The 20400-nt window shown below is 61.9% G+C and carries 21 protein-coding genes; 10 read left to right on the top strand and 11 right to left on the bottom strand.

Features of this window, described 5'->3' with window-relative positions:
• Nucleotides 1-88: 88 nt before the first annotated feature.
• Together AC07TY_RS15370 and AC07TY_RS15365 are read right to left on the bottom strand one after the other, a co-directional pair.
• Nucleotides 89-604 (bottom strand): hypothetical protein, encoded by a 516-nt coding sequence (locus tag AC07TY_RS15370; RefSeq protein ID WP_494785876.1) that lies wholly within the window; start codon nucleotides 602-604, stop codon nucleotides 89-91.
• A 26-nt stretch (nucleotides 605-630) separates the two neighbouring features.
• Nucleotides 631-1260 (bottom strand): hypothetical protein, encoded by a 630-nt coding sequence (locus tag AC07TY_RS15365; protein WP_494785875.1) that lies wholly within the window; start codon nucleotides 1258-1260, stop codon nucleotides 631-633.
• A 71-nt stretch (nucleotides 1261-1331) separates the two neighbouring features.
• Here AC07TY_RS15365 and AC07TY_RS15360 point away from each other — a divergent pair, with 71 nt between their 5' ends.
• The 4 genes from AC07TY_RS15360 (at nucleotide 1332) to AC07TY_RS15345 (ending at nucleotide 5319) form a co-directional block, all read left to right on the top strand.
• On the top strand, nucleotides 1332-1814 hold the full coding sequence (locus tag AC07TY_RS15360) for a hypothetical protein (RefSeq protein ID WP_494785874.1): 483 nt from the start codon (nucleotides 1332-1334) through the stop codon (nucleotides 1812-1814).
• A gap of 52 nt (nucleotides 1815-1866) precedes the next feature.
• Nucleotides 1867-2151 (top strand): hypothetical protein, encoded by a 285-nt coding sequence (locus AC07TY_RS15355; protein ID WP_494785873.1) that lies wholly within the window; start codon nucleotides 1867-1869, stop codon nucleotides 2149-2151.
• Nucleotides 2152-3178: 1027 nt separating this feature from the next.
• The gene (locus tag AC07TY_RS15350; RefSeq protein ID WP_494785872.1) at nucleotides 3179-3922 is read left to right on the top strand and encodes a hypothetical protein; all 744 of its coding nucleotides are present in this window, start codon (nucleotides 3179-3181) and stop codon (nucleotides 3920-3922) included.
• A 170-nt stretch (nucleotides 3923-4092) separates the two neighbouring features.
• On the top strand, nucleotides 4093-5319 hold the full coding sequence (locus tag AC07TY_RS15345; protein WP_494785871.1) for a C-terminal helicase domain-containing protein: 1227 nt from the start codon (nucleotides 4093-4095) through the stop codon (nucleotides 5317-5319).
• A gap of 707 nt (nucleotides 5320-6026) precedes the next feature.
• Here the strand turns inward: AC07TY_RS15345 and AC07TY_RS15340 are convergent.
• Nucleotides 6027-6518 carry a hypothetical protein gene (locus AC07TY_RS15340; protein ID WP_494785870.1) on the bottom strand — a complete coding sequence of 164 codons (492 nt, stop codon included), beginning with the start codon at nucleotides 6516-6518 and terminating at the stop codon, nucleotides 6027-6029.
• Nucleotides 6519-7244: 726 nt separating this feature from the next.
• Here AC07TY_RS15340 and AC07TY_RS15335 point away from each other — a divergent pair.
• Nucleotides 7245-10763: a GDSL-type esterase/lipase family protein gene (locus AC07TY_RS15335; protein ID WP_494785869.1), complete on the top strand. Its 3519-nt coding sequence runs from the start codon at nucleotides 7245-7247 to the stop codon at nucleotides 10761-10763.
• 478 nt (nucleotides 10764-11241) lie between these two features.
• On the opposite strand, the gene AC07TY_RS15330 is transcribed toward AC07TY_RS15335, so the two are convergent.
• The 4 genes from AC07TY_RS15330 to AC07TY_RS15315 all read right to left on the bottom strand — a co-directional run bounded on the left by AC07TY_RS15330 (nucleotide 11242) and on the right by AC07TY_RS15315 (nucleotide 14555).
• Complete coding sequence (locus AC07TY_RS15330) at nucleotides 11242-11775, bottom strand: DUF4913 domain-containing protein (RefSeq protein ID WP_494785868.1); 534 nt, start codon at nucleotides 11773-11775, stop codon at nucleotides 11242-11244.
• Nucleotides 11768-12211, bottom strand: a complete 444-nt coding sequence (locus tag AC07TY_RS15325) for a TraM recognition domain-containing protein (RefSeq protein WP_494785867.1) — start codon at nucleotides 12209-12211, stop codon at nucleotides 11768-11770. The genes AC07TY_RS15330 and AC07TY_RS15325 overlap by 8 nt, the downstream gene beginning before the upstream one ends.
• A gap of 183 nt (nucleotides 12212-12394) precedes the next feature.
• A complete protein-coding gene (locus AC07TY_RS15320; RefSeq protein WP_494785866.1) occupies nucleotides 12395-13345 on the bottom strand; it encodes a GlxA family transcriptional regulator in 951 nt (316 codons plus the stop codon).
• A 10-nt stretch (nucleotides 13346-13355) separates the two neighbouring features.
• Nucleotides 13356-14555 carry an MFS transporter gene (locus tag AC07TY_RS15315; protein WP_494785865.1) on the bottom strand — a complete coding sequence of 400 codons (1200 nt, stop codon included), beginning with the start codon at nucleotides 14553-14555 and terminating at the stop codon, nucleotides 13356-13358.
• A gap of 522 nt (nucleotides 14556-15077) precedes the next feature.
• On the opposite strand from AC07TY_RS15315, the gene AC07TY_RS15310 reads away from it, so the two are divergent.
• Nucleotides 15078-15443, top strand: coding sequence for a GNAT family N-acetyltransferase (locus tag AC07TY_RS15310; protein ID WP_494785864.1), 366 nt, complete (start codon nucleotides 15078-15080; stop codon nucleotides 15441-15443).
• A 193-nt stretch (nucleotides 15444-15636) separates the two neighbouring features.
• Here AC07TY_RS15310 and AC07TY_RS15305 read toward each other — a convergent pair whose 3' ends face one another.
• Nucleotides 15637-16443 carry a DMT family transporter gene (locus tag AC07TY_RS15305; protein ID WP_494785863.1) on the bottom strand — a complete coding sequence of 269 codons (807 nt, stop codon included), beginning with the start codon at nucleotides 16441-16443 and terminating at the stop codon, nucleotides 15637-15639.
• Between the two features lie 213 nt (nucleotides 16444-16656).
• Between AC07TY_RS15305 and AC07TY_RS15300 the strand changes: the two genes are divergently transcribed.
• The 3 genes from AC07TY_RS15300 to AC07TY_RS15290 all read left to right on the top strand — a co-directional run bounded on the left by AC07TY_RS15300 (nucleotide 16657) and on the right by AC07TY_RS15290 (nucleotide 18159).
• Entirely contained in the window at nucleotides 16657-17004 is a 348-nt protein-coding gene (locus AC07TY_RS15300) for an Lrp/AsnC family transcriptional regulator (protein ID WP_494785862.1), read from the top strand.
• A gap of 136 nt (nucleotides 17005-17140) precedes the next feature.
• On the top strand, nucleotides 17141-17605 hold the full coding sequence (locus AC07TY_RS15295) for a hypothetical protein (protein ID WP_494785861.1): 465 nt from the start codon (nucleotides 17141-17143) through the stop codon (nucleotides 17603-17605).
• A 203-nt stretch (nucleotides 17606-17808) separates the two neighbouring features.
• On the top strand, nucleotides 17809-18159 hold the full coding sequence (locus tag AC07TY_RS15290; protein WP_494785860.1) for a hypothetical protein: 351 nt from the start codon (nucleotides 17809-17811) through the stop codon (nucleotides 18157-18159).
• 129 nt (nucleotides 18160-18288) lie between these two features.
• Here AC07TY_RS15290 and AC07TY_RS15285 read toward each other — a convergent pair whose 3' ends face one another.
• Both AC07TY_RS15285 and AC07TY_RS15280 read right to left on the bottom strand, forming a co-directional pair.
• On the bottom strand, nucleotides 18289-18672 hold the full coding sequence (locus tag AC07TY_RS15285; protein WP_494785859.1) for an immunity 8 family protein: 384 nt from the start codon (nucleotides 18670-18672) through the stop codon (nucleotides 18289-18291).
• Nucleotides 18673-18782: 110 nt separating this feature from the next.
• Nucleotides 18783-19091: a PDDEXK nuclease domain-containing protein gene (locus AC07TY_RS15280; protein ID WP_494785858.1), complete on the bottom strand. Its 309-nt coding sequence runs from the start codon at nucleotides 19089-19091 to the stop codon at nucleotides 18783-18785.
• A 200-nt stretch (nucleotides 19092-19291) separates the two neighbouring features.
• Here AC07TY_RS15280 and AC07TY_RS15275 point away from each other — a divergent pair, with 200 nt between their 5' ends.
• Nucleotides 19292-19696, top strand: coding sequence for a hypothetical protein (locus tag AC07TY_RS15275; protein ID WP_494785857.1), 405 nt, complete (start codon nucleotides 19292-19294; stop codon nucleotides 19694-19696).
• 353 nt (nucleotides 19697-20049) lie between these two features.
• On the opposite strand, the gene AC07TY_RS15270 is transcribed toward AC07TY_RS15275, so the two are convergent.
• Nucleotides 20050-20388: a hypothetical protein gene (locus tag AC07TY_RS15270; protein ID WP_494785856.1), complete on the bottom strand. Its 339-nt coding sequence runs from the start codon at nucleotides 20386-20388 to the stop codon at nucleotides 20050-20052.
• Nucleotides 20389-20400 lie beyond the last annotated feature (12 nt).

Raw genomic sequence — 20400 nt, 5'->3', positions numbered from 1 at the left:
CCGTTAGACTCGTTCTTGCGAGGGGCAGTAGCCCTGAGAAGTAGGCCTGGCAGTCTTCCGGACGGTATGACGAGCCAGGCTCGCGCATTTAACCCAGCCGTGTGATTCCGGTGACCAGTGGTTCTGCGCGTCGTATCCAGTCGCCGCCAGCTTGGTAGCACCAGGCGATCGCGTCGCTGACCCACAGCATCGCGTAGTCCGTCGGCGCCCTGTGCTCATACGCCAGGCCGTGGGCGTAGCTGTTGCTGATGAGGGCGGTACGGATGGTGCGGCGGTCGGCGTCGACGAGAGATGCGTCTCGTTCGATCATCAGCCGGGTCGATCCCGACGCGGCAAGGTCGGCGACAAGGGCCTGGAGCAGCAGGGGCCTGGCGGCTTTGTCGGGTAGTCCCTCCGCGACGTACACATGCACCCCGAGCTCGAGAGTTCCGAGCTTGGCGAGGATGGTCTTGCGGGAGGAGTCCCGTTCGGTTTTGAAGTGGATGCGTCGTTGCCCTGGGCGGGTGAGCTGCCGGATGGCACGGTCGAGGTCTGGTGCGGTCGCTGGGCCGGTGGCTGCAGCGGCGATGTAGTAGTTCTTCGACTTCGACTCGTCGATGAACACGTGCGCTCTCGGAGGGAACGCCTGCGTCACGAGTGGACACCCGGTGCCCGCTTCGGGCTGATATCCCAGGTCCCTGGGGTGGCGGGCACACCGTTTCGGATTCGGAGGCCCCCGGTGAGGGCGCCGCTGAACTTTCCATCCGTCCGGTGCGTGATGCGACGGGGGATACCGCAGGCGACGGCGAACTCTTCGACGGAGAAGTTCGGGTCTGCGTGCAGGAGCACCTGGGCGGTGACCCACATGACGTTGGTTCTGACCCGGTCTGTTTGGTCCGGGTCAAGGTGCTCGGCTGGTCTCTTCGGATCGGTAGTCCGGTTGTGGCCGGCACGGTCCAGCCGCCACGGGGCATCCGACCAGTCGTGGGCGCGGATCTCGGCCGCGAATTCTTCAGCAAGACGGCTCAATGCCATGACACGTTCCTTCCGATAAGGATGAAGCTCGGCCCTCCCCGATGGAGGGCCGTGCACCACAAGGGCACAGAACCAGGGTAACTCGTCGAGGTGCGGCCGCGCCGACCAGGGCGTTGCCGTGTGTCGTCGTACCGTTGTGAGGTGTTCCGGTGCGGATCGTTTGTCCTCTTCGAAGGCGTCGCGCATCAGTGCGCCATGGATGTTCACGCGGACGACGACTTCGACCACTTCGCCCTGACCAGACATGGGTCCGGCCAGAAAGAGCAGTGGGGTCTTCTGACGTGGAGCGGCGATATGGCCTACCCCGGGGGACCGGCGTGACGCGCACGGAGGAGGAACGTTTCTGGTCGTTCGTCGTCAAAGGCCCGGAGCCGGATGACTGCTGGTTCTGGACCGGCGCCATTTCCGACGACGGCTATGGCCGGTTCTGGATCATACGCGAGCACGGCCAACAGGCCGTGCGGCCGCAGCGCTACGCCTTCGAGCTCGCGACTGGCAGTGCACTACCCTCGTCGACGCTCTTGCTGCACTCCTGTGACATTCCGATCTGCGTGCACGCGGCGGCGGACCTCGAGCTGTCGCATGTGGCGCCAGGGACGCATCGAGAGAACATGCTCGACCGATCCCAGCGCGGCCGCTACCGCAACAGGCAGAGCCTGCGGTTGGGGGATCTCCCCCGGCAGGTTCGAGTGCAGCGGTCGCTGGATCTTCGGGCCGTCATCCTCGAGCACGGATGGCAGCCTGAACTGATCAGCGCAGCCCTCCTCGGCGTCGAACTCACCCACCCCCGCCTCTTCTAGACGCGATAGCCAAGTCCGACACCTAACGCTCGCCGTGCTCTACGTTCGGGGCATGGTGCGCTTGATTCCGCTTCCAAACCGCGACGGCCGACCAGGTGATGCCCGACTCTGGATCAACCCCGAACACATCACATCTGTTGCGCCCTTCGTCACCCGTGGTGGCGATGAGACTGGTGCCGTCTTCACCCTTGCCGTCGACCTGAAACTCGAAGGCCTTCCGATGCAGCGGGCCTGGCTCGCCACCTGTCACACCGCCGACGAGACCGACCAGCAGTGGCAGCAGTTCCTCGACCTCGTCGCAGGGCTCGACGTACCCAGATTCAATCTGGATAATTAGTACTTGACATAAGGCAGATTATCGGGGTGCGGGGATTAGAAAACTGACGGAACGTACCCTGTATTGGCAAGAGGGGGAGATGCTCTCTTGGGGGCATTCTGGAAACAAGTAACCCCCTCTAGCGCAAAGCGCTGAGGGGGTACTGAGGTGTACGCAGCGATCCAAGCCCGCTGCTCTGACTAAACGCTACAGTGATCCTCGTGTCGAGTCAACATCACGCCCGGGCCCAGCTGCTGAGTCAGTCACGGCTGTCTCCCTATATGGATAAGGCAGGCCATATTCCTGATCGCGCGTGGGATCTTTATCTGTGGGCGACACAGATGTCTGGAGCGCTCCACGCGCAAATATCGTTCGTAGAACTTGCTGTCCGCAACGCTCTTGATCGTGCCCTTTCCGATTGGAATGTCAAACAGGGTGGCACGCAAGATTGAACGCTGGAGGGTGAGACCCAAGAACCTTTGTATTCGCACCTTAAGGGAGACTTGATTGATGCTCGTAAGCGGGCGAAGAAGGAGTCAGACGAACGGGCTGCAGGCCATCCTCGAAAAGGGCTCTCCGTCACGCACAACGATGTCGTCGCGCAGCTCATGTTCGGCACATGGGTAAAGGTCGTCGTTCCCATGGCTGAGACAGAAAGCCACTCGCGTCATCAAATTCTTTGGACTGGAGGTGCGCACCTCGCATTCCCAGGGGCAGGTTCGTCGGACGCAAGCCGTCTTCTCATCGGCAATCGGCTAAACCACTTACGAAAGCTCCGCAACCGGGTGGCTCACCACGACAGCATCCTTGAGGTGCGAATAGCTGCCCGTCTCAACGAGTTGCTTAGCATTGCGAGCAAAATCGACCCTGCTTACCCCGAACTCATCATGGGCGGAAGTCAAGTGCGTCGAATCAACAAAGAGGACCCCAGGAAAACATGGTGAGGCTCGATTGCCGGAACCTCACCCCTGTATTCTTGTATGAAATGTACCCGTACGATGTTTTGACTCTTCTAATGAGCTGAATGGGTTGCACTTAGGCTTTGACCGTGAATTGGCAGATTGCAACGGGTGTCATCGCTGCCATTCTGGGCAGCACGGGCATAGCCGGTTCCCTGACGGGCGGTTTTCAGCTCACTCGCCGCGCTCGCCTACGCCGTTCCATCGAACGCTCGGCGGAGGTTGCCTCGAAGGTTCACGATGAGTCGAAAGGGAGACCTGCCCTCCTGTACTCCATTGATGCCGACGTTCTCCGTCTTGCCGCGCTCACTCTTGTTGGCTTTCCATCCGAACTGCGACGGTTTTTTAGATTCGGGCTCGCCGTTGCCGGTATCTACGTCGGCGTTGTGGTCCTGATCTTCTCCTACACGCCTGTTCGGCCGGCGGAACCCACGACTGCGGAGGGTGGGCGAGAAGCGTTGGGTTGGCTCATTGCGCTTGTGGGATTCGTCATTTCCCTCGTCATGGCGCTGAATATGTCGTTGAAGTCGCGCCGAGAAAGATTCAGCAGATTAGCCCTGCAGGGAACGACGCCTGAGGAGGCACTTGATCAGCTGGGCGAGGAAAGCGCAATCGTGCAAGTCCTCGGCCTACTCGCAAGCCTGCCCTTCCGAATCGTCGAGGTCCTGGCCCGACTATTGATCGCGGTCATGGACGGACTGGCTCGAGGAGTTAATGACGTAACTAAGGGCCTGGCCCTGGGTGTTGTTGGTGCGATGAGTGGCATCACGCGGGTAGGGATGAGTGCCGGTCGTGCCCTAGGAAACCTCATTCGGTGGCCCGGACGTCGGTAGTGGCGCCCATGCACACCCCTTACTGATGGGCCGAATAAAGCTGCATAGTCAGAGTTCGGCGGGCCACTCGAGAGCATCGTTGCCCTATCTCCGAGGCCGACGAATTCCTAACGGCGGATTCGTTGGTGCCGATAGTGAGAACGACACAAGGGGGAAGTTGGGCCGACTACGTGCGTGACCACGTGGAGCTGGGCTACGCCTCCACCGTCCACCGCGCCCAGGGCCTCACCGCCGACACGTCCCACGTCCTCGCGGACTCGTCGACGTCCAGGGCTCTGGCTTACGTGGCCATGACCCGCGGCAAGGAGTCGAACCGGCTCTACGTCGAAACCGACGACGCCCAACCCATCAGCGACGTCCTCGCGCAGATCGCAAACCACTCCGACGGGATGTCGAGCGCGAACGAGACGATTCGCGCCGAGCAGGCTCGCGTCGACGACCTGGTGACGCTCGTCGATGAGTACCGCGACGTCACCGAGCGCGCCGACGAAGTGCGGTTCGAGAAGATCACCCGAGAAGCAGTCGGCCGGGAGGCCGCACAACAGCTTCGCGAGGACGAAGGCTGGGGTGCGTTGCAGGCCTCCCTCCGCGGTGCCGAGCGTGCTGGCTACGACCCCGCAGATGCACTCCACCACGCGTGGAATAAGGGCAGCCTCGAGGACGCCCGCAACAAGCCGGCCGTGCTCGCCTCCCGCATCCAAGACGACATGCGCTCGTACTGGTCCGAGTTCGGCACCGCCGAGCACGACGACCGAGTGCCGGCGTGGATCGTCGACCGCGGCGCGCTCGACTCCCACCACACCGACCCGGCCTGGCGCGAGCACCTGGCCGAGCGCTACGACTACCTCGTCGTCCGGTTGGAGGAGCGCGGCCAGGCGATCGCGGCCGAGCAGCCCGAGTGGGCCAAGCAGCTCGGAGATGTCCCGGCGGACGCCGAGCGTCGCGCTGAGTGGAACAAGCTCGCGGCCGAGGTCGACGCGTTCCGCGGCCGCTACAAGGTCGACGAGGCCACCCCCGACGCGATCCCGAACCAGAACCGGGAGCGGGCGATTGGTGCCGAGCTGCACGAGCGTGTGACGGCCATGCACAAATCGGCCGCGTTCCTAAAGGAACCCCCGGCCGACCAGGCGGTGCGTGCCCACGCCGTCCAGGAGGCTGCTACGGCTACTCGGGAGGCGGCGCAGCAAAGCACTTCTGAGGTAGGGAAGCCTCCGACGGCCGCCGAGGCTCTTCGCGCTCGTAATGAGGTGGCAGCCAGGCGTGCTGCCGATCAGCTTCGTCGTGTCGGTCGCACGCCGACAGCTTCGAAATTGGACCGTGACAGTGTCCGAGATGCCAGCGAACGAGAGCGCCAGAGTAGGGCGAGGGCTCGCGGTGACGACGCCCGCGAGCGGTAGTCTTCGGCACGCTCAGATGGTCGAAGGGTGGCAAGGTTCCGGCACCCGCGAAGCGAGACGGAAGCGTGAATCCCGACTTGACGGGCGTCTAGCCGTTGTTGACTGAGGGTATGAGAAAACCCCCGCCACGGCGCAGCGGGGGTTTCAGTATTCCCGAGCTACTCGGAAACTCGCACGGACTTACCCGCGGTTCGCCTTTTCAGCACTGGGTTGTCTTACTCACGAGGTTGTACCACGGAGTTGTGAAGGACGCAGGTGATCCCAAGCGTTCCGTGTAGATCATGCGGGTTTTGGCGATTCCATAACGGTATGCGGTGACATGAGATTGGGCTCCACCGGCAGTGCTGATGCTGTTGGACTCCCCGTTAGACACATTTCCGCAGTAGTCCATCACTTGGAATTTAATGGTGCCGGCGGCGTCTTCAGACGTCTTCACGTAGTTCCATCGGATCCATGCTGTCCCACCGCAATTGGCTGATCCGCGGAGCTCTACGTACTTTCCCACCATGTTCAGGCCCTTATAGGTGCGGCCACCGTCGGTGCAGCTTGCAGCGTGTGCCTGAGGTGCACTGAAAGCTAGGGGGAAGGCACCCAAGACAAGCCCAATGACTAAGGCGAGCCCGAGGCGTTTTTGGACCGCGCGGCGCGGCAATATTCCGCGGTCATTTGACACCTTCATTACTGCGCCTTTCGTTATGACTGGTTACTCAGCAGATGGTGGTCTTGCCGCCCACGTTGAACCACGAGGAGGTGAACGATGCGGGCGAGCCGCCCTGGCGGGTGTAGACCATCCGAGCGCGAACAATTCCCGATTTGTACGCGGTGATGTGACTACCAGCTCCACCCACGCTGCTGATGGAGTTCGATTCCCCATTTGAGACGGTGCCACAGGCATTGGCAACTTGGAACTTCACCACTCCGTAGCCTTCTAGGGCCACGCTGGTCGCGTTCCATCGGATCCAGGCAGTCCCGAGGCAGTTGCTGGAACCCCGAAGCTCGACGTACTTGCTATCCATCGTCACCCCGTAGAGGGTTTTGGCCGAATCTGTACACGCGGCAGCGTGAGCAGGAGAAGCTGACCCCCCAACGGCGGGAAACACGGTCAACAGCAGCCCAAAGACGATCGCCATGCCAAGGAGGAGCTTCCTTGTCTGCGGAGAGCCGATGCGCGAGCGTCGCGACGAGAGTTCTGAGTTCATGCGTTTGTCCCCTACCAATTTTGTGCGCCGCCGACTTGAGGGTCGCGGGTCGAAAGTAGAACTCGTTCGGAGAGCTCATCAAGGGGCACATGTGCCCCCCTTGTTTGGGTAGCATCCTCGATCAAATTGCGGGACGCTACGGAAGCCAACCTTGCATTCAGCTGAGTTGGCGCTATGAATTTTGTTAAGTTTTGAGGGTTCGCGGTTTTGCGATTCCACTCAAATGGAGAACACCGCCGGCTCAGGTTGACCCTGGCCGCATCAGGGCCAGGGGGACCGATGGCACACAAAAGCTCGCAGTTTGCGCACCCGGGAGCACACCGTTTCAGACATGGTCTGGCCGGAACGCGTCAGCTGGCAGTCACAGGTGTGCTTTTGTTCGCCCTCGTCGGCAGCATCCTGGTGAGTTCAGCCCCACCCGCCTCGGCTTCTTCGCCCGAAGCTGACCTACCTGTAGCAGCTGCTTACCCCGTCTCATCGGCCGTGCCTTTGAATTCTCGGTCGAAGGTCATCGGTTCCGACTGGAAGACCAGCGGAGATGAGGTCGTCACTGGGGTGGGAGACGCCGACGGGTTCTCAATCCTCCACGCCACCTCCAGGGACGGTTTCGAGTGGCACCCTGTTACTCGCCTGAGTGCGGCCGGTGTCGATACGGACCGGTGGATTGGCAACTTTTGCTCGACAGGTGATGGTTCCCGCGTTGCCGTTGTCTACGGACCGAGAAGCTTGACCAATGATGCCAAGTCGTTTGACGAGGGCGCATGGGCAGCCATCGTCGACATCAAAACTCGGAAAGTGACTTCGCTTGGGCGGGGCTACTCCCTCGCCTACTTCAACCCTGGTTGTGGGGCGGGGCAGGAGATCGCGCTCACGAGGTACGACGGTGAAAAGACGTACCTGGGAATGGCCGATTCCAGAACGGGCAAGCATTTAGCGTCAACAGCAGTGGCGGGCCAAATCACGTCAGCTGTTCCGTCAAGCACGGGCGGGTTTGTCGGCGTCGACACCCAGGGCATCGTCGGGATCACTGGGCAAGGGACCGTATCGCGCCGAGCGAAGGTCACCGGCATAGCGTTCGGCCTTACCGTGGACTCCGCGGGTGGGACGGCATTTCTAACCCAAAAAGGACCGGCAGATAGCGCTATGCGCCTCTCCAAAACCGGCACGCTGTCTCATCTGGCTTCCGGGCAAGTCGGTTCCCTTTCTTTGAACCGTGACGCGACCGGAGAGGTGATTGTGGCGGGAGGGAAGGCTGACGATGGTCTCGCGGCGTCGCCCAAGTACTCACACATTGCAAAAATCCCATTCGGGTCACGCTTGTCCAACAGGGGAAAGACCATCGTCGAACCCGCGACACCGCGGGCATCCGTCACGGCACCGTCGGGAGCTCACGCAGACGGCACCGCGACTATCAATTTGCGGAGTGTGAAAACTCGCGCCACGTTTAGGAACGAGGCTGCCCTCGCCCCGGACAATGCTCGAGACGATTTTGTTGCCTCCGCGGGTGTAACAGGGCAGGTCTCTCCCGGATCTCGCATCGGAGCGAAAGCATTCAGCTCTGGGAGTAACCCCGTCGAATCGGAACGCTCTTGCTCGATTGGTCGCAACGACATCAAGATGCAGGCCTTGCAGCCAATGCCTCGGCAGGTGGAGTGGGCGGTAAATCGTGCTGTTCGCGGCGAACTGACCGAAGCCAGGCCGGCTAACTGGCGGAACATGGGCATGGCGGCCTATTCACCACAGGGCATGTTCCCGAAAACAGCACTCACGGGAGGGGGCCAAATCCCCGACCAGGTCCTTCTCGGCGTGCTCATGCAGGAGTCCAATCTTTGGCAGGCCTCCCGGTACACCAGCCCCGGAGAGACCGGGAACCCGCTCGTCGGGAACTTCTATGGCAATGACCGCAACGCCGATGTCAACAGTTCAGCCTTCTGGGCCGTCAATTTTGATAACGCCGACTGCGGGTACGGCGTTGGCCAAGTCACTGACGGCATGCGCCTATCAACTAAGTCCCCCTCTGATGTTCCAGCGCTGCCCACATCTCAGCAGCAGGCGATTGCCGTCGACTACGCGGCCAACATCGCAAAGGCCCAACAGATCCTGGCTTCGAAATGGAACCAGTTGCAGGCCAAGGGCATCAAAATCAATAACAACGATCCTTCCAAGATTGAGAATTGGTTTGGGGCGGTATGGATCTACAACACTGGGTACGCGGGACCTGACGCGAAGGGGTACGAGGGTCTTGGCTGGTCCAACAACCCTGCGAATCGCACGTTCGCGCCGAACCGGCCAGCGTTTCTTGATGGTCACCCGTCAGATGCTGCGAACCCGCAACTGTGGCCATACCCGGAGAAAGTCATGGGTTTCGCCGCCTTCTCTCAAGGCCTCATCGAAAAGCAAACCGTCATGGGCATTACCGAGGTCGGAGGCTTCCGCACCGCTAGCTGGAACGGCGGAGACACCAACGGTCCCTTAAATCGCACGGCAGTCAAGCCTCCCCTTGGTACCTTCTGCACCCTGGCCATTAATGACTGCAACACCAACCTCTTGGATTCGTGCCAACGCACAGACCTCCACTGCTGGTTCAAGGCAAGTGCCACCTGGAAAAGTGACTGCGCGACCACCTGCGGGGTCGGCTTCTACCGGTTCACCCCAGCAGCGTCTTACATGACCGAGGCGTCCGCCAGTGTGGGAAAAGCTCCAAGCTTCCCCCCCTCGTGTACTCGCGCCGGCCTGCCCACGGCGGCCAAGATCATTGACGACATACCGCTCGTGGCAGATGGCACAACGCTGAGCCAAAAGCCAGTCACGCCTGCCTGCGGTACCGCTGTCGCGTCTCAGGGCTCATTCACGTTCAACTTCGGCCGTCAAGACGGCGGGTCATATCCCTCCAAGATCGACCTTCAGCAGTTGGGTGGGGGGCTCAACGGTCACTTCTTCTTCACCCACACACGGCAGACCACCACCGGCCTTCCGTCGGCAATTACGGGGACCTGGAATCTGGGCGAATCGATGGCTGGTAAATGGGGCAAGGTCTACGTGCACACGCCCGACCACGGCGCATGGACTCAACAAGCCATGTACAACATCGACCTGGGTGACGGAACTGTCGTGAAACGTGCCTTGCCGCAACGGACCTACGAGAACAAATGGCGTTCCATCGGGACATTCCAGTTCAAGGGCACCCCCAAGGTGGCGCTGTCCAACGTGACTCAAGATGGGGCTGACTACCTCGACGACATCGCCTGGGACGCGGTGGCGTTTGAGCCCCTCGCGTCGAAGCCGAAAGACTTCGTCGTCTCCATGGGAGATTCTTTCTCCTCGGGAGAAGGCGCTCCATCGGCGTCCGGTTACCCGTATTATCCCGAAACGGACAACAACGGCTCCAGTGACCGCTACCAAAACGCTTGCCACCGCTCCCCCGAAGCGTGGGCGCGGAAAGCCAAGGTCGGAACAAGTACGGTCGCTACCGGCACGCGAGCTGACCAGAACGACGCAACCCTAGATTTCCACCAGATTTCTTGCAGCGGAGCCGTCACGGACAACATCAAGCCCGGCGGAGATGCCCGCTTCCACGAGCTGTCGCAAATAGATCAGGGTTATCTCGACTCGAATACGACACTTGTGACCATGTCCATCGGCGGCAACGACATCGGATTTAAGGGCGTTATTACCCAGTGTCTTCTCACCGGGGCCACCCATGCGGGTGAATGCCAAAGGCTTCCTCAAGGAGTGAACGGGGAAACATTGGCAGACAAAACAAACCGTCTTGCAGACGAATTGCGACCCAAACTAGTCACCCTGATTGGCCAGATCCAGGCCGAGGCACCAAACGCCAAAATACTGATCATGGGGTACCCGCCGATCTTCCAGGACGGTGTCACCTGCGTGAAAATCAACCCCAACGACCAGGTCTGGTTGGACAAGATGGCCATTAATTTGAACGCGAATATTGGCGCGGCGGTCGCTAGTGCCAACTCGGCCAGTCATCCCGTCTACTTCGGAGACCCCACGGCCGCATTCAAGGGTCGGAACATCTGCTCGAGTAGCCCCGCCGTAAACGGCATCATCAACTGGACGTCCGAAAATCACGGGTATCCCTGGAGCGGAGACGCGCCTCTCGTATCGATCCCTCAGACGGGATCGGACGCAGCGTTCGGGGTTTCGCAACAGTCCTTCCACCCAAACACGGCCGGCACCACCCTGTATTCGCAGGTCATGGAATCAACGCTCAAAGGCAAGTAGCCCGATTGGTGTCGATCTTGTGTGCAAGAAACAAATGAACGACGTGCCTGACTTCAGGAACCGAAGTACTGGGGCGTCCACGTCTCCGGCAGGCTCGGTCGTCCAATTGCTGAGTCTCATCGTGAGCCTGGTCGGGACTGCCTGCGTCGCGGGATTGTTCGCGCAGCGTCTTTCCGCGTACGGAGATCACCCCAGAATCGACTGGGTGGCTTATTGGGCGTGGGTGGGCGTATCGACGGGAAGCGCAGTGGTGCTGATAGTCGTTGCCGCAGCGCGACGCAGGCGCCTAGCCTTGGTCGCCGGACTGGTGGCGCTTTTCCTGGCCGGAATAGTCGCGGTCGCCGTCGGAAACATCTGACGCGCAGAATGCCCCATAAAGAACTAACCCCCGCCCCGAACATTGCGGCAAACCGCAATGGATAGGCGCACCCTCAAGGGACCCTCGCGAGTTCCTTCTCGTCAAGGGGGCATCTACGGCTCACCGCGTCCAGCCTGTCGGCGGCGGTTGATAAGGCACACGCCGCTCCTCAGGCTCATTTACGTCGTAGAGGTGGCCGAGGTTTCGGTCGCACTTGCGAAAGGGTCCGGCCTTCGCATCGAACAGGATGACTGCATGCCGGTCCCAGTGAGTCAGCCACCAGTCCGAGAGGGCGTCCATCCGCGCCCCAGCATCTAACGTCACTTGCTGGCGGGCCTCGAACACCGCCCACAGCCGCGCGACGGCCTCGGGGTGCTCCCACCACTGCGGGCACCAGGCAGCGGTGCTCTTGTCGGAGTGGGTGTACTCCACGACCGACAGGTGCTCCTCGACCCATGCCAGGAATGCCGGCATCAGGTCGAACTCCTCCCCGTCGCCGCCCTCCTCATCGGGGGCCCGGTCGTACGCCGTCACATCCGGGTCGTTGAGCGAGGCGCGCTCCTTATCGGTCAGCTCGTCCAGTCCGTCGCCCTCTTCGGGTGCGATATCTTTGCCGCTTTCCGCTTCGATTTCAGGCTCGTCGAGGTCAGCCACGAGCTGTCACCTCCTCCGACTTGGCGGTAATCGCCACGGGTGCGGCGCCGGCCGGGGCCGGGCCGTTGCCCTCGATCAGCGCTTTCAGCTTTTTGTCCTTAAACCACGGCACGGAGTCGAGGATCACCGGTCGGGTGTTCGAGTTGAACATGACCGTGCTCCACAGCGGCAGGTTCGCCAGGTCGTCGACGGTAAGGATCGGCACCCGGCGGGTGCTCGTCGACGTCGAGTAGGCCCCGCTGTCCTGAGTCGATCCGCCGTAGGTGATTTCCTCGCGCTCACCGATCAGGTTCGACAACCCTTTGAGGAACTGGTCGTCCATCGCCCCGCCACCGAACACGCGCGTGACGGCCGCGCCCCAGATCGCGCCCCAGCCGTTCTGCCCGAACGCCTCGACGGCCTGGTCCTTCGATTGGAAGTACGTGTTGATCGGCATGCCGAGCGAGCCTTAGAAGGAGTACACGGACGGTAGCGCCGGCCACCGGAAGATGTTGGCGTACTCGTCCAGCTCGATCACTAGCGGCACCGGTAGGCGGCCGCCGGAGCGCTGCGCGAGACGTCCCCCCGGTCTTGCAGATCGCGCGCACGAGGGAGGTCCGGCTTCCGGGCAGCCTGCTGGCTATTCCTGGAAGGTGTTGCGGTAGCTAGTCGGAGAGGTGCCGACGATGCTCCCGAAGTGGCGGCGGAGGTTCGTATCGGTCCCGAGGCCGGTCGTGTGTGCAATCTGAGTCACCGTGAGGTCGGTGCGCTCCAGGAGTTCGCGAGCGAGGTCGATCCGGGCTCGGAGAACCCACTGCATCGGGGTGATGCCGGTGTCGGTGGTGAAGCGACGCGAGAAAGTGCGAGGCGAGACGGTGGCCTGCTTGGCAAGGGCAGTCAGGGTGAGGTCGTCGCGGAGGTGCTCGAGTGCCCAGGCGCGGGTGTTCGCGAAGGCGTCGCCGAGGGGTTCGGGGATGCTACGGGGAAGATACTGGGCTTGCCCTCCCGTCCGATATGGGGCGGTGACGAGACGGCGACCCACATGGTTCGCAAGGCCCACTCCGTGATCTCGGCGGATGAGGTGGAGGCAAAGGTCGATGCCGCTTGCTGCGCCAGCGCTGGTGAGGACCTGGCCGGCATCGACGAAGAGGACGTTCTCGTCGACGTCGATCTCGGGGTATCGGTCGCGCATGACGCGTGTGTAGTGCCAGTGCGTGGTGGCGCTCCTGCCGTCGAGAAGCCCGGCGGCCGCCAGGGTGAAAGCACCTGTGGAAATAGCGGCAATCCTGGTACCACGCGAATAGGCGGCGCGTAGCGCGTCGATCACTTCAGGGGACGTGGTCGTCTCCGCTGGATTCCTGTAGCCGGGAACCAAGATTGTGTCGGCCCAGGCCAGGGTCTCGAGGCCATGGCTCACGGCGTAAGCGAGCCCGTTCCAGCCATCGACGGTTCCTGGGTGCTTTCCGCAGACGCGCACCTCGTACGGCATGCTCTGTCGTTTCGCGAAGACGTGGGCGGCGATGCCGACATCGAGCGCTTTCGCGCCATCGAGGACGAGAACACCGACTCGGTGGTCCGTTGTGGTCGTCATAGTGGAGACGCTAGTGGGCATCGACGGGAGATTTGGTTGGCCGACGAAGGATCGGGATGATCAGGTAGCCGATGAGGACGAGGCCGACGAGGATCGCCGCCGCCGCGTGCACGGCTCGATAGGTGTCGGGAAATGTAGCAAGAGCGGCGATGAGCAGGCCAGAGAGAACGGCGCCGGCTCGCCTGGTGTTGGTGAAGAGGCCGGATGCCAGACCGGGGCTGGGGAATGTGTCCTGAAACACGGTGAGCCCCACGCCGGCGACTGTTGCGAAGAACCAGGCATTCAGTGGCTGCAACGCGAGCAGCTGCCAAGGGATCTGGCTGGCGGCGGCTAGCGAGTAATACAGCGCACCGACGACGCAGGAGAGGAGTATCAGGGTTCTCGCGGGCGTGAACGTGAGTAAGCGACCGATGAACAGAAGTGACGGGATCTCGCAGAGCGCACCCGTCCCGAGCACTATGCCGGCCCACAGGATGGGTGCGTGCAAGTCCCGGGTGATGAAGAGGGTCACCACCGTCACGCTGGCGATGTTGGTCACCTGCAGAATGACGAAGGCGCTAACAACTCCCCAGCGGCCCCAGCCCCGCAACTGGGCAAGCATCGGCGGACGCGAGACCCGAGGCTTGGGTTCGCTCGTCTGGCGACTCCGGCCGCGGATGAGGAGCATGGCGGTTGTGACATTGACTAGGCCGATGCCGGCGAGGAGCAGGAGAGCGGAGGCGTTTCCAAACAAGCCCGTGCACGCGGTCGCGACGGGTGGCCCGACCACCCAGGCAAAGGACACGATGGCGCGGGTTCGGATCACGCGAGTGGGTGATGCGCCGTCGTGACGCAGTTGGGCGAAGAGGAGTGTGGATCCGACGCCTGGCGGCCCGCCGAGGAGCACGAGAGCCAGCAACGCGAACGGCAAGGCTGTCGTCATCGCCAGGACGACCACCATCGCCACACCACAGGCGCCGCAGATCACGAGGGGGCGCAGGTAGTCGCCTCTCCGATCAGCTATGGATGGGATCGCCGTGGACGCGATGAAGCCGCCGATGTTGTACGCGCCGAGGGTCAGCCCGACCTCTGCCGGGGTAGCGCCGTAGAGGGTCACGAGAAGAATGGCCAGCAGGGGGTTCAAGACCGCAAACTGCAACGCCCAGAACCACGCCGCGGTCGGCCAGAGAAATCTACCCGCCGAGGCGCTGCGGGTCTCCGGGGCGCTCATAACGAAAACGCGAGCGTAAGAGTCGACATCCGCTCGCCCGCGACACCACGGACCTTGGGGCCGCACCATCGATCGGAATCGGACGGCGCCTGGAAGGAATCCGAGGTGGTACCCGGGTCCATCGCGGCTATTGATCTCGTCGATTCGTTGCACATTCACTAACTTTCACGCTGAGCGAGCAAGTCGCACCACTGGCCTAGGCGCCAGTAACCGTACGGATCACGCCATGAGGCCGCACCACTGTCGTATTCGTTCCGGACGGGCGATGGGGGTTTTCCTGCGAACGTCGCAGGCACGCACGAGGAGGGATCGCCAGCCGCGCGCTGGCGTAGTGTCAGGCTGTCGGCAATGACAATTACAACCTTCCCGTGGGATCACCCCCGGCCTCAGCAGTCGCAAATTCACTTGGACGTTGTGCCTGAAGGTGTCCTACACAGGCTGGCTGCGGGCGACTCGGCGTCGCTCGCATTGGAGTACGTGTCGCCGTATCTCGCGGGACCAGATTGCGCGGGGTTGTGGCGCATGAGAAGCAAGCAGATCAAAGAGCACCCCGCTGATGCCGCCTGGGTCACTCGACTGATCGTCGATCCCAGCATCACCGTTCCTGTCGGCTTGGCTGGCTTCCACGGTGCCCCAGACGCGGTTGGCATGGTGGAGCTTGGCTACCGTGTGGACCCTGAGTTCCGCCGCCGAGGCTATGCGCGACACGCTCTTGAAATTCTTCTCGCAGTCGCCCAGCGCCACCCGGACGTACGGACCGTCCGCGCCACCATCAGCCCAGACAACGCAACCTCACTCGCGCTCATCAACAGCTACGGGTTCGTCGAGAACGGCGAGCAGTGGGACGAGGAAGACGGCCGAGAAATCGTCTTTGAAACGCCAGCATAGGTAGCGATCGTCTTCCAGTCGGTGTCCGGTAGACGATCGTCTCTGAGCACAATGTCGCCCAAGGAATCGAACAACCGATTCATGCCTTGCAGGTTGCCGACTCGGCGAAGCGTGCGGCCTGCCGCTTCTGTCGCAACCTGCCCTCGGCTATTCCCATTCCCAGGAGGACGACAGCGCCGCCTGCAATGACGTTCTAAGTCAACACTTCTCGGAGAAGAACTGCGCCGAATCCGATGGCGAAGACTGGGACGAGATAGTCGACCGCGGCAGCCGTAGTGGGTCCTACATCCTGGATGAGCCGGAAGTACAGGATCGTGGCAAAGCCGGTCGAAAGCACTCCGAGGAGCAGCAGCGCCGGCACAACCCCGAGGCTTAGAGGGGCGACCGGATGCCAGGGAAAGGCCGGGGTCAGCGCGAGCATGACGATCGAGGCGGCGATGAGCTGCGTCGTGGCAAGGGTGTGAGACCCGAGGCTTAGAGGGGTGATGAAACGTCGCACGTAGACGTAGCCGATGGCGTAGCTGACGGCGGCGAGGAAGCATGAGATCGCTCCCATGACGGATCCCGCGGCCGCCTGCCACGGTGCCAGAACCAAAACGACGCCGACGAATCCGAGACCAAATCCGGCAACGCTCCGCCGGGGTAGGCGACTTTCGGGGAGCGTCAAGGTCGCAATCACCAAGGTGAGTAGTGGCGTGGCGCCGACGAGCACTCCGGCGAGGCCGGCGCTGGTGTGAAGTTCACCCCACGCCAGAAGGAGGTAGGGAATGACATTGGCAAAGACCGCCGAGATCGCCACATGCAGCCAGGCTTTCCAGGACATACGGAGAGGGATTCGGCGGAGACTCGCGACCGTCGCCAGCAGCCGTGCGCCCAGGATGAGTCGCGCGATAACTAGCTGGCTGGGGCTGAGGTCCACAAGAGCGATTCGGATCAAGGTAAAGCTGCTCCCCCAGATGGCAGCCTGTGCCACGAAGCGGAGAAGAGTTGGCCTGTTCATGCTCTAAGCCAAGTGGAGTGCCTACCTGCAGAGAAGACGTAATCGGCGGCGTCACCATCAATCGACCGGGGATTTTCGGTAGCGTCGCCGTGTGACCGAGGACCTGGATTCTGTGGACTGGAGCTTCTCCGAGAGCTGCAGCTCGACGGTCGGGTGAGCATCGCCGAGCTTGCTCGGTGAGTAAGCCTGGGTGCTAGCGCAACCTCTGACCGGGTGAAGCGTCTTGAAACGGCGGGCGTCATCACCGGCTACCAGGCGTGGGTCAACCTCACCACTGTTGGGCTACCTGTTCAGGCGGTCGTCCGTCTGCAATACGCTCAGCGTCGACATGCGCCCTTCCATGACCACCTTGCCGAGCGACACGAGATCATCGAGTGCCGGCGGATAACCGGCGAGGACTGCTACCTCCTCAAAATTGCAGCGGAATCGACAGCGCATCTCGAAGAACTCGTCGACGAACTCGGCCAATCCGGTCACACCACAACCAGTGTCATCTATAGCGAAACCCTCAAATACCGCGGACCGGTATCAACCAGGACGCGCCCCACGAAGCGTGCGTAGACCGTTCCCCCTCGTGCGCAAGGGCAGTCTCCTAGCGGGCTTCTGTTGAGCCCTGAACTGGGACATGCTCCGGCCCGTACCGCGCTCGTATCTTCTCAGTATGCGGATCAACCCCAGCTACCTTCTCCGGTCTCTCGTGGTGCTCGCGATCATGGGGGCCGTTCTCGAGGTCGTCTTGTTCGCCGTGGCGCTCATCCACCTCACCAACGGCCCGTCAAATTCGGCCTACGAGCTGCTGAACGTCGCCGTGAACGGTGCCATCACCGTCACGGTGATCGTGGCCCTAGCCTCAGCAACGGCAGCCTTTATTCGTCAAAGCCCCACGATTGTGCACGGCTTCGTGCTGCTGCTCGCGAGCGGCTTCACGGGAGGCATTGCTTTAGGTTTGTTCTGGATGGGTTCGGCCCTCGCCGGAATCGACACCAACACCCAGCCCAAAGATCTCAACTCAATCATTTTCGCGATCTGGGGCGTTGGATCTCAGCTCTGGCCCATCCCCGTGATTCTGGCAGTGACCGCAGCGATCGTGTGGTCTTCGCCCACACTTCGCACAGCCTGGTCGGCGCGCAGTCCCCACGCGACGCTGCGGACAGCTAGCTGAACAACGAAGGTGTGGACGTATGGGACGAGCAACAAGCTGACATGGACTTGGATTCTCCAGCGGTCCGCGCATGGGCGGCCGTAGCACCGATAGCGATTGAGGCGACGGCCGCGGGAAGTGACGTAGCGCCACCCCGCCGCCGGACCCTGGCGTCGAGCAGAACGCGGCACGGATGGTTCATCGCCGCGTCGCCACTTATCCTGATGATGACGATCACCGGCCTTGCCGCACTCGCAGGCGGGCTCTCCTGGCCTGAACTGCTTTTGGTCGTAGTCATGGTCGCGGGAGCCAACTTCCTTGCTGTGCGCCGCGACCTCGACGAACTCGACCGACGAGGATTCAGCCACGGCCTTTCACAGCGTGCGATTTGGACAACTCCGTTCGTGTACCTCGTCCGTCGCGCCAGGGGAACACGGGACGACTTCTACTCGTACCGGCTTGTCTGGGCAAACACGGCCTTCACGATCGGAGCATTTGCCTTCGTTGTCGCGCCAATCCTCTCCGCGACTTGGATTTCTGGTCTGACTGGGATTCTGGGATCGAATCCCTGGTAACCGCGGTCGCCTGTGGAACGCACGAAAGACGTTCTCTTGCGTGCACTCTGGAGCATTCGACAACGGCGCACGATGGACCTCCCGCTTTCGTGCGCGACGTGGTCAACCCATTCAACAGCAGCCTTTCGGCTAATGCGTTCGATAGTCCTCGAACTCCCAGTGGCCCAGGCGGCCCAGTCGAACGGCGAGGTCCGCCCAATCGTCTCCCTCCTCACGCGTGAAGAGATCCGTGAGAGTCTGACGAATGCGCGCGGCGTTCCACCGCTCAACAATCAGATGGTGTCGACCCACTACCGCCGGGTTGCGGGAGACCATGTCGGCTAGCCAGGCGGGTGTGCAGACCAGGAGATCGAAGCTCTCATCGCCGCGGTCGTCTTGAGGGCCGGCCATCACGCGTACCCACTGGGCCACGAAAGTAGGATCTGGCGGAACTACCGTCTCAAGGTCATCGTGTTCGATTGTCCAGACACTTACCTGCGCGCGCATGAAAGCAATGTAGCTGGCGCGCTGCACGCGTGGGGTTCCCCCTTCCCCCCGAGCGACGGGCGAGGCGCACGGTCGACGTTCCCTCGCGAACGCCAGCTGAGCTGCACGGAAGCCGTCCGGCTTGCGCGCGCGATTGGTCAACTGATTTGACAGCAGTCCCGGTCGACGTAGAAGTCGTCGCCGTCGACGTCGAAGTTAACTTGGCGTCCGACGAAGGAGAAGCCGGCCCCGAGCTCTTGAAGGGTTCGGATGATGTGGTCGACGAGAGCTTGTTCGATGTCTTGTTCGTTCGCGTCGCTTTCGACTCGAAGGAAGTCCAGGACGTACGGGTCCTTGACGATCTGTTGAGCCAGGTCGGAGTCGGTTGGTTCGAGGATCTGTTTGAAGTTGGTGGGGGCTGCTTCAAATCGGGTGTTGGCGCCCGTGCGGATATGGTGCTCGAGCACGTTCCGTGACCACCCGTGAGTCACGCTGTGGTGGGCGACCTGGCGCGGTCGTCTTGGTGGTCGAGGCGTCCGAAAAGGAGCTCAAGGTGCTTCCACGGTAATTGCTTAGCAAGGGGCTGACTAAAGTTGTCTTCGTTTTAGCGTGCAATTATGCGTGCTTAACTACTCGTTTGTTCGAGGGCTTACGTCTACCATGGGCCATGGCCACGATGCGACCCGCGACATCCGCACAGCGACCGGGACTCCGAGCCTACGAAGAATCGGTCGGCCTGCCATTCCCCGAGCTCGTCGCCCGCCTGCGCGAGATGCTCGGTGTAAAGCTCGTCGCCTACCTCGGCAATGTCGGCTCGACTCGCCCTGTGTCCGGCTGGGCCGCGGGCACGAGCTCGCCTGGCCAGGTCGACGAACTGCGCCTTCGCTCGGCCTACCAGATCGCCGGCATACTCCGCGAGCGGTACTCCGCCGCGACGACGCAGTCTTGGTTCCAGGGCATGAACCCGGCCCTCGACTACACGGCGCCGGCGAGGATCCTCCGCGAACAGGAACCCGCCGTCGTCGGTGGCCAGCTGCTCTCTGCCGCAGCGTCCTTCGCCTTCGTCGGATGAGCCCGACCGGCATCCGCGCCGCTGGACAGGCTCGAGACGCTATCTGCGCGTTCCAAGAACGCTGACACGCGAGCTCCGAGCCGAAAGGACCGCCGCAATTTATGCGCATGACGGATCGCCTGAGGACCTACTCAACGGGTGCATCGGAGCGTTCTATGACGATGCAGTCTGTCGCGCATCCTTGGGCCTCACACGCACAATAGATACTCACGTCGGATAGGCGAGCTATGTTTTGCCGATGCGCTCCGACGCGTTACTCGCCTCGTATCCAGTAAAGGTCGCCGTGAGGATCACCAATAGTTCGACTCGGATTCCGACTCACCGGAGATGGTCGTCTGGTCGACGTTGAGCGATCAGGTGACTTTTCCTTCTGCTGTCGCGGAGTTCCCGCGGAGGAGGACGACTCGTGTGCCTACCGCTGCCAGGATGCCGAGGTCGAGTTGCGCCCAGAGGTGCATCTCGACTTCTTGTTCGCGTCCGTTCCGGGCGCCGAAGACGCACTCGACCGCGAGCGGGAATCCCTGATCCGCTGGGTGGAGAAAGTTAATGTTCTGGTAATCGGGTCCCAAGACAATTCTTTGGCGCATGACGACATCGCCGGCGCGGTGTGCGGTCGAGAGACTTGGGGCCCTCCAACGAATCACCGCCTGTAACGTGGGCATGCCTTGTCGATCGGTGACGTAGAAACTCATGCCGGAGCTTCC

The organism is Frondihabitans sp. GW821-FHT04F02, assembly GCF_059420045.1.
This window is presented reverse-complemented; position numbering and strand designations above follow the sequence as displayed.

Bases quoted from the DNA above. Each gene is read 5' to 3' on its own strand.
- AC07TY_RS15355 (WP_494785873.1), top strand. From the start codon at position 1,867: ATGGTGCGCTTGATTCCGCTTCCAAACCGCGACGGCCGACCAGGTGAT.
- AC07TY_RS15270 (WP_494785856.1), bottom strand. From the start codon at position 20,388: ATGAGTTTCTACGTCACCGATCGACAAGGCATGCCCACGTTACAGGCG.
- AC07TY_RS15275 (WP_494785857.1), top strand. From the start codon at position 19,292: ATGGCCACGATGCGACCCGCGACATCCGCACAGCGACCGGGACTCCGA.
- AC07TY_RS15305 (WP_494785863.1), bottom strand. From the start codon at position 16,443: ATGAACAGGCCAACTCTTCTCCGCTTCGTGGCACAGGCTGCCATCTGG.
- AC07TY_RS15310 (WP_494785864.1), top strand. From the start codon at position 15,078: ATGAGAAGCAAGCAGATCAAAGAGCACCCCGCTGATGCCGCCTGGGTC.
- AC07TY_RS15315 (WP_494785865.1), bottom strand. From the start codon at position 14,555: ATGAGCGCCCCGGAGACCCGCAGCGCCTCGGCGGGTAGATTTCTCTGG.
- AC07TY_RS15320 (WP_494785866.1), bottom strand. From the start codon at position 13,345: ATGACGACCACAACGGACCACCGAGTCGGTGTTCTCGTCCTCGATGGC.
- AC07TY_RS15290 (WP_494785860.1), top strand. From the start codon at position 17,809: ATGATGACGATCACCGGCCTTGCCGCACTCGCAGGCGGGCTCTCCTGG.
- AC07TY_RS15340 (WP_494785870.1), bottom strand. From the start codon at position 6,518: ATGAACTCAGAACTCTCGTCGCGACGCTCGCGCATCGGCTCTCCGCAG.
- AC07TY_RS15325 (WP_494785867.1), bottom strand. From the start codon at position 12,211: ATGCCGATCAACACGTACTTCCAATCGAAGGACCAGGCCGTCGAGGCG.
- AC07TY_RS15365 (WP_494785875.1), bottom strand. From the start codon at position 1,260: ATGTCTGGTCAGGGCGAAGTGGTCGAAGTCGTCGTCCGCGTGAACATC.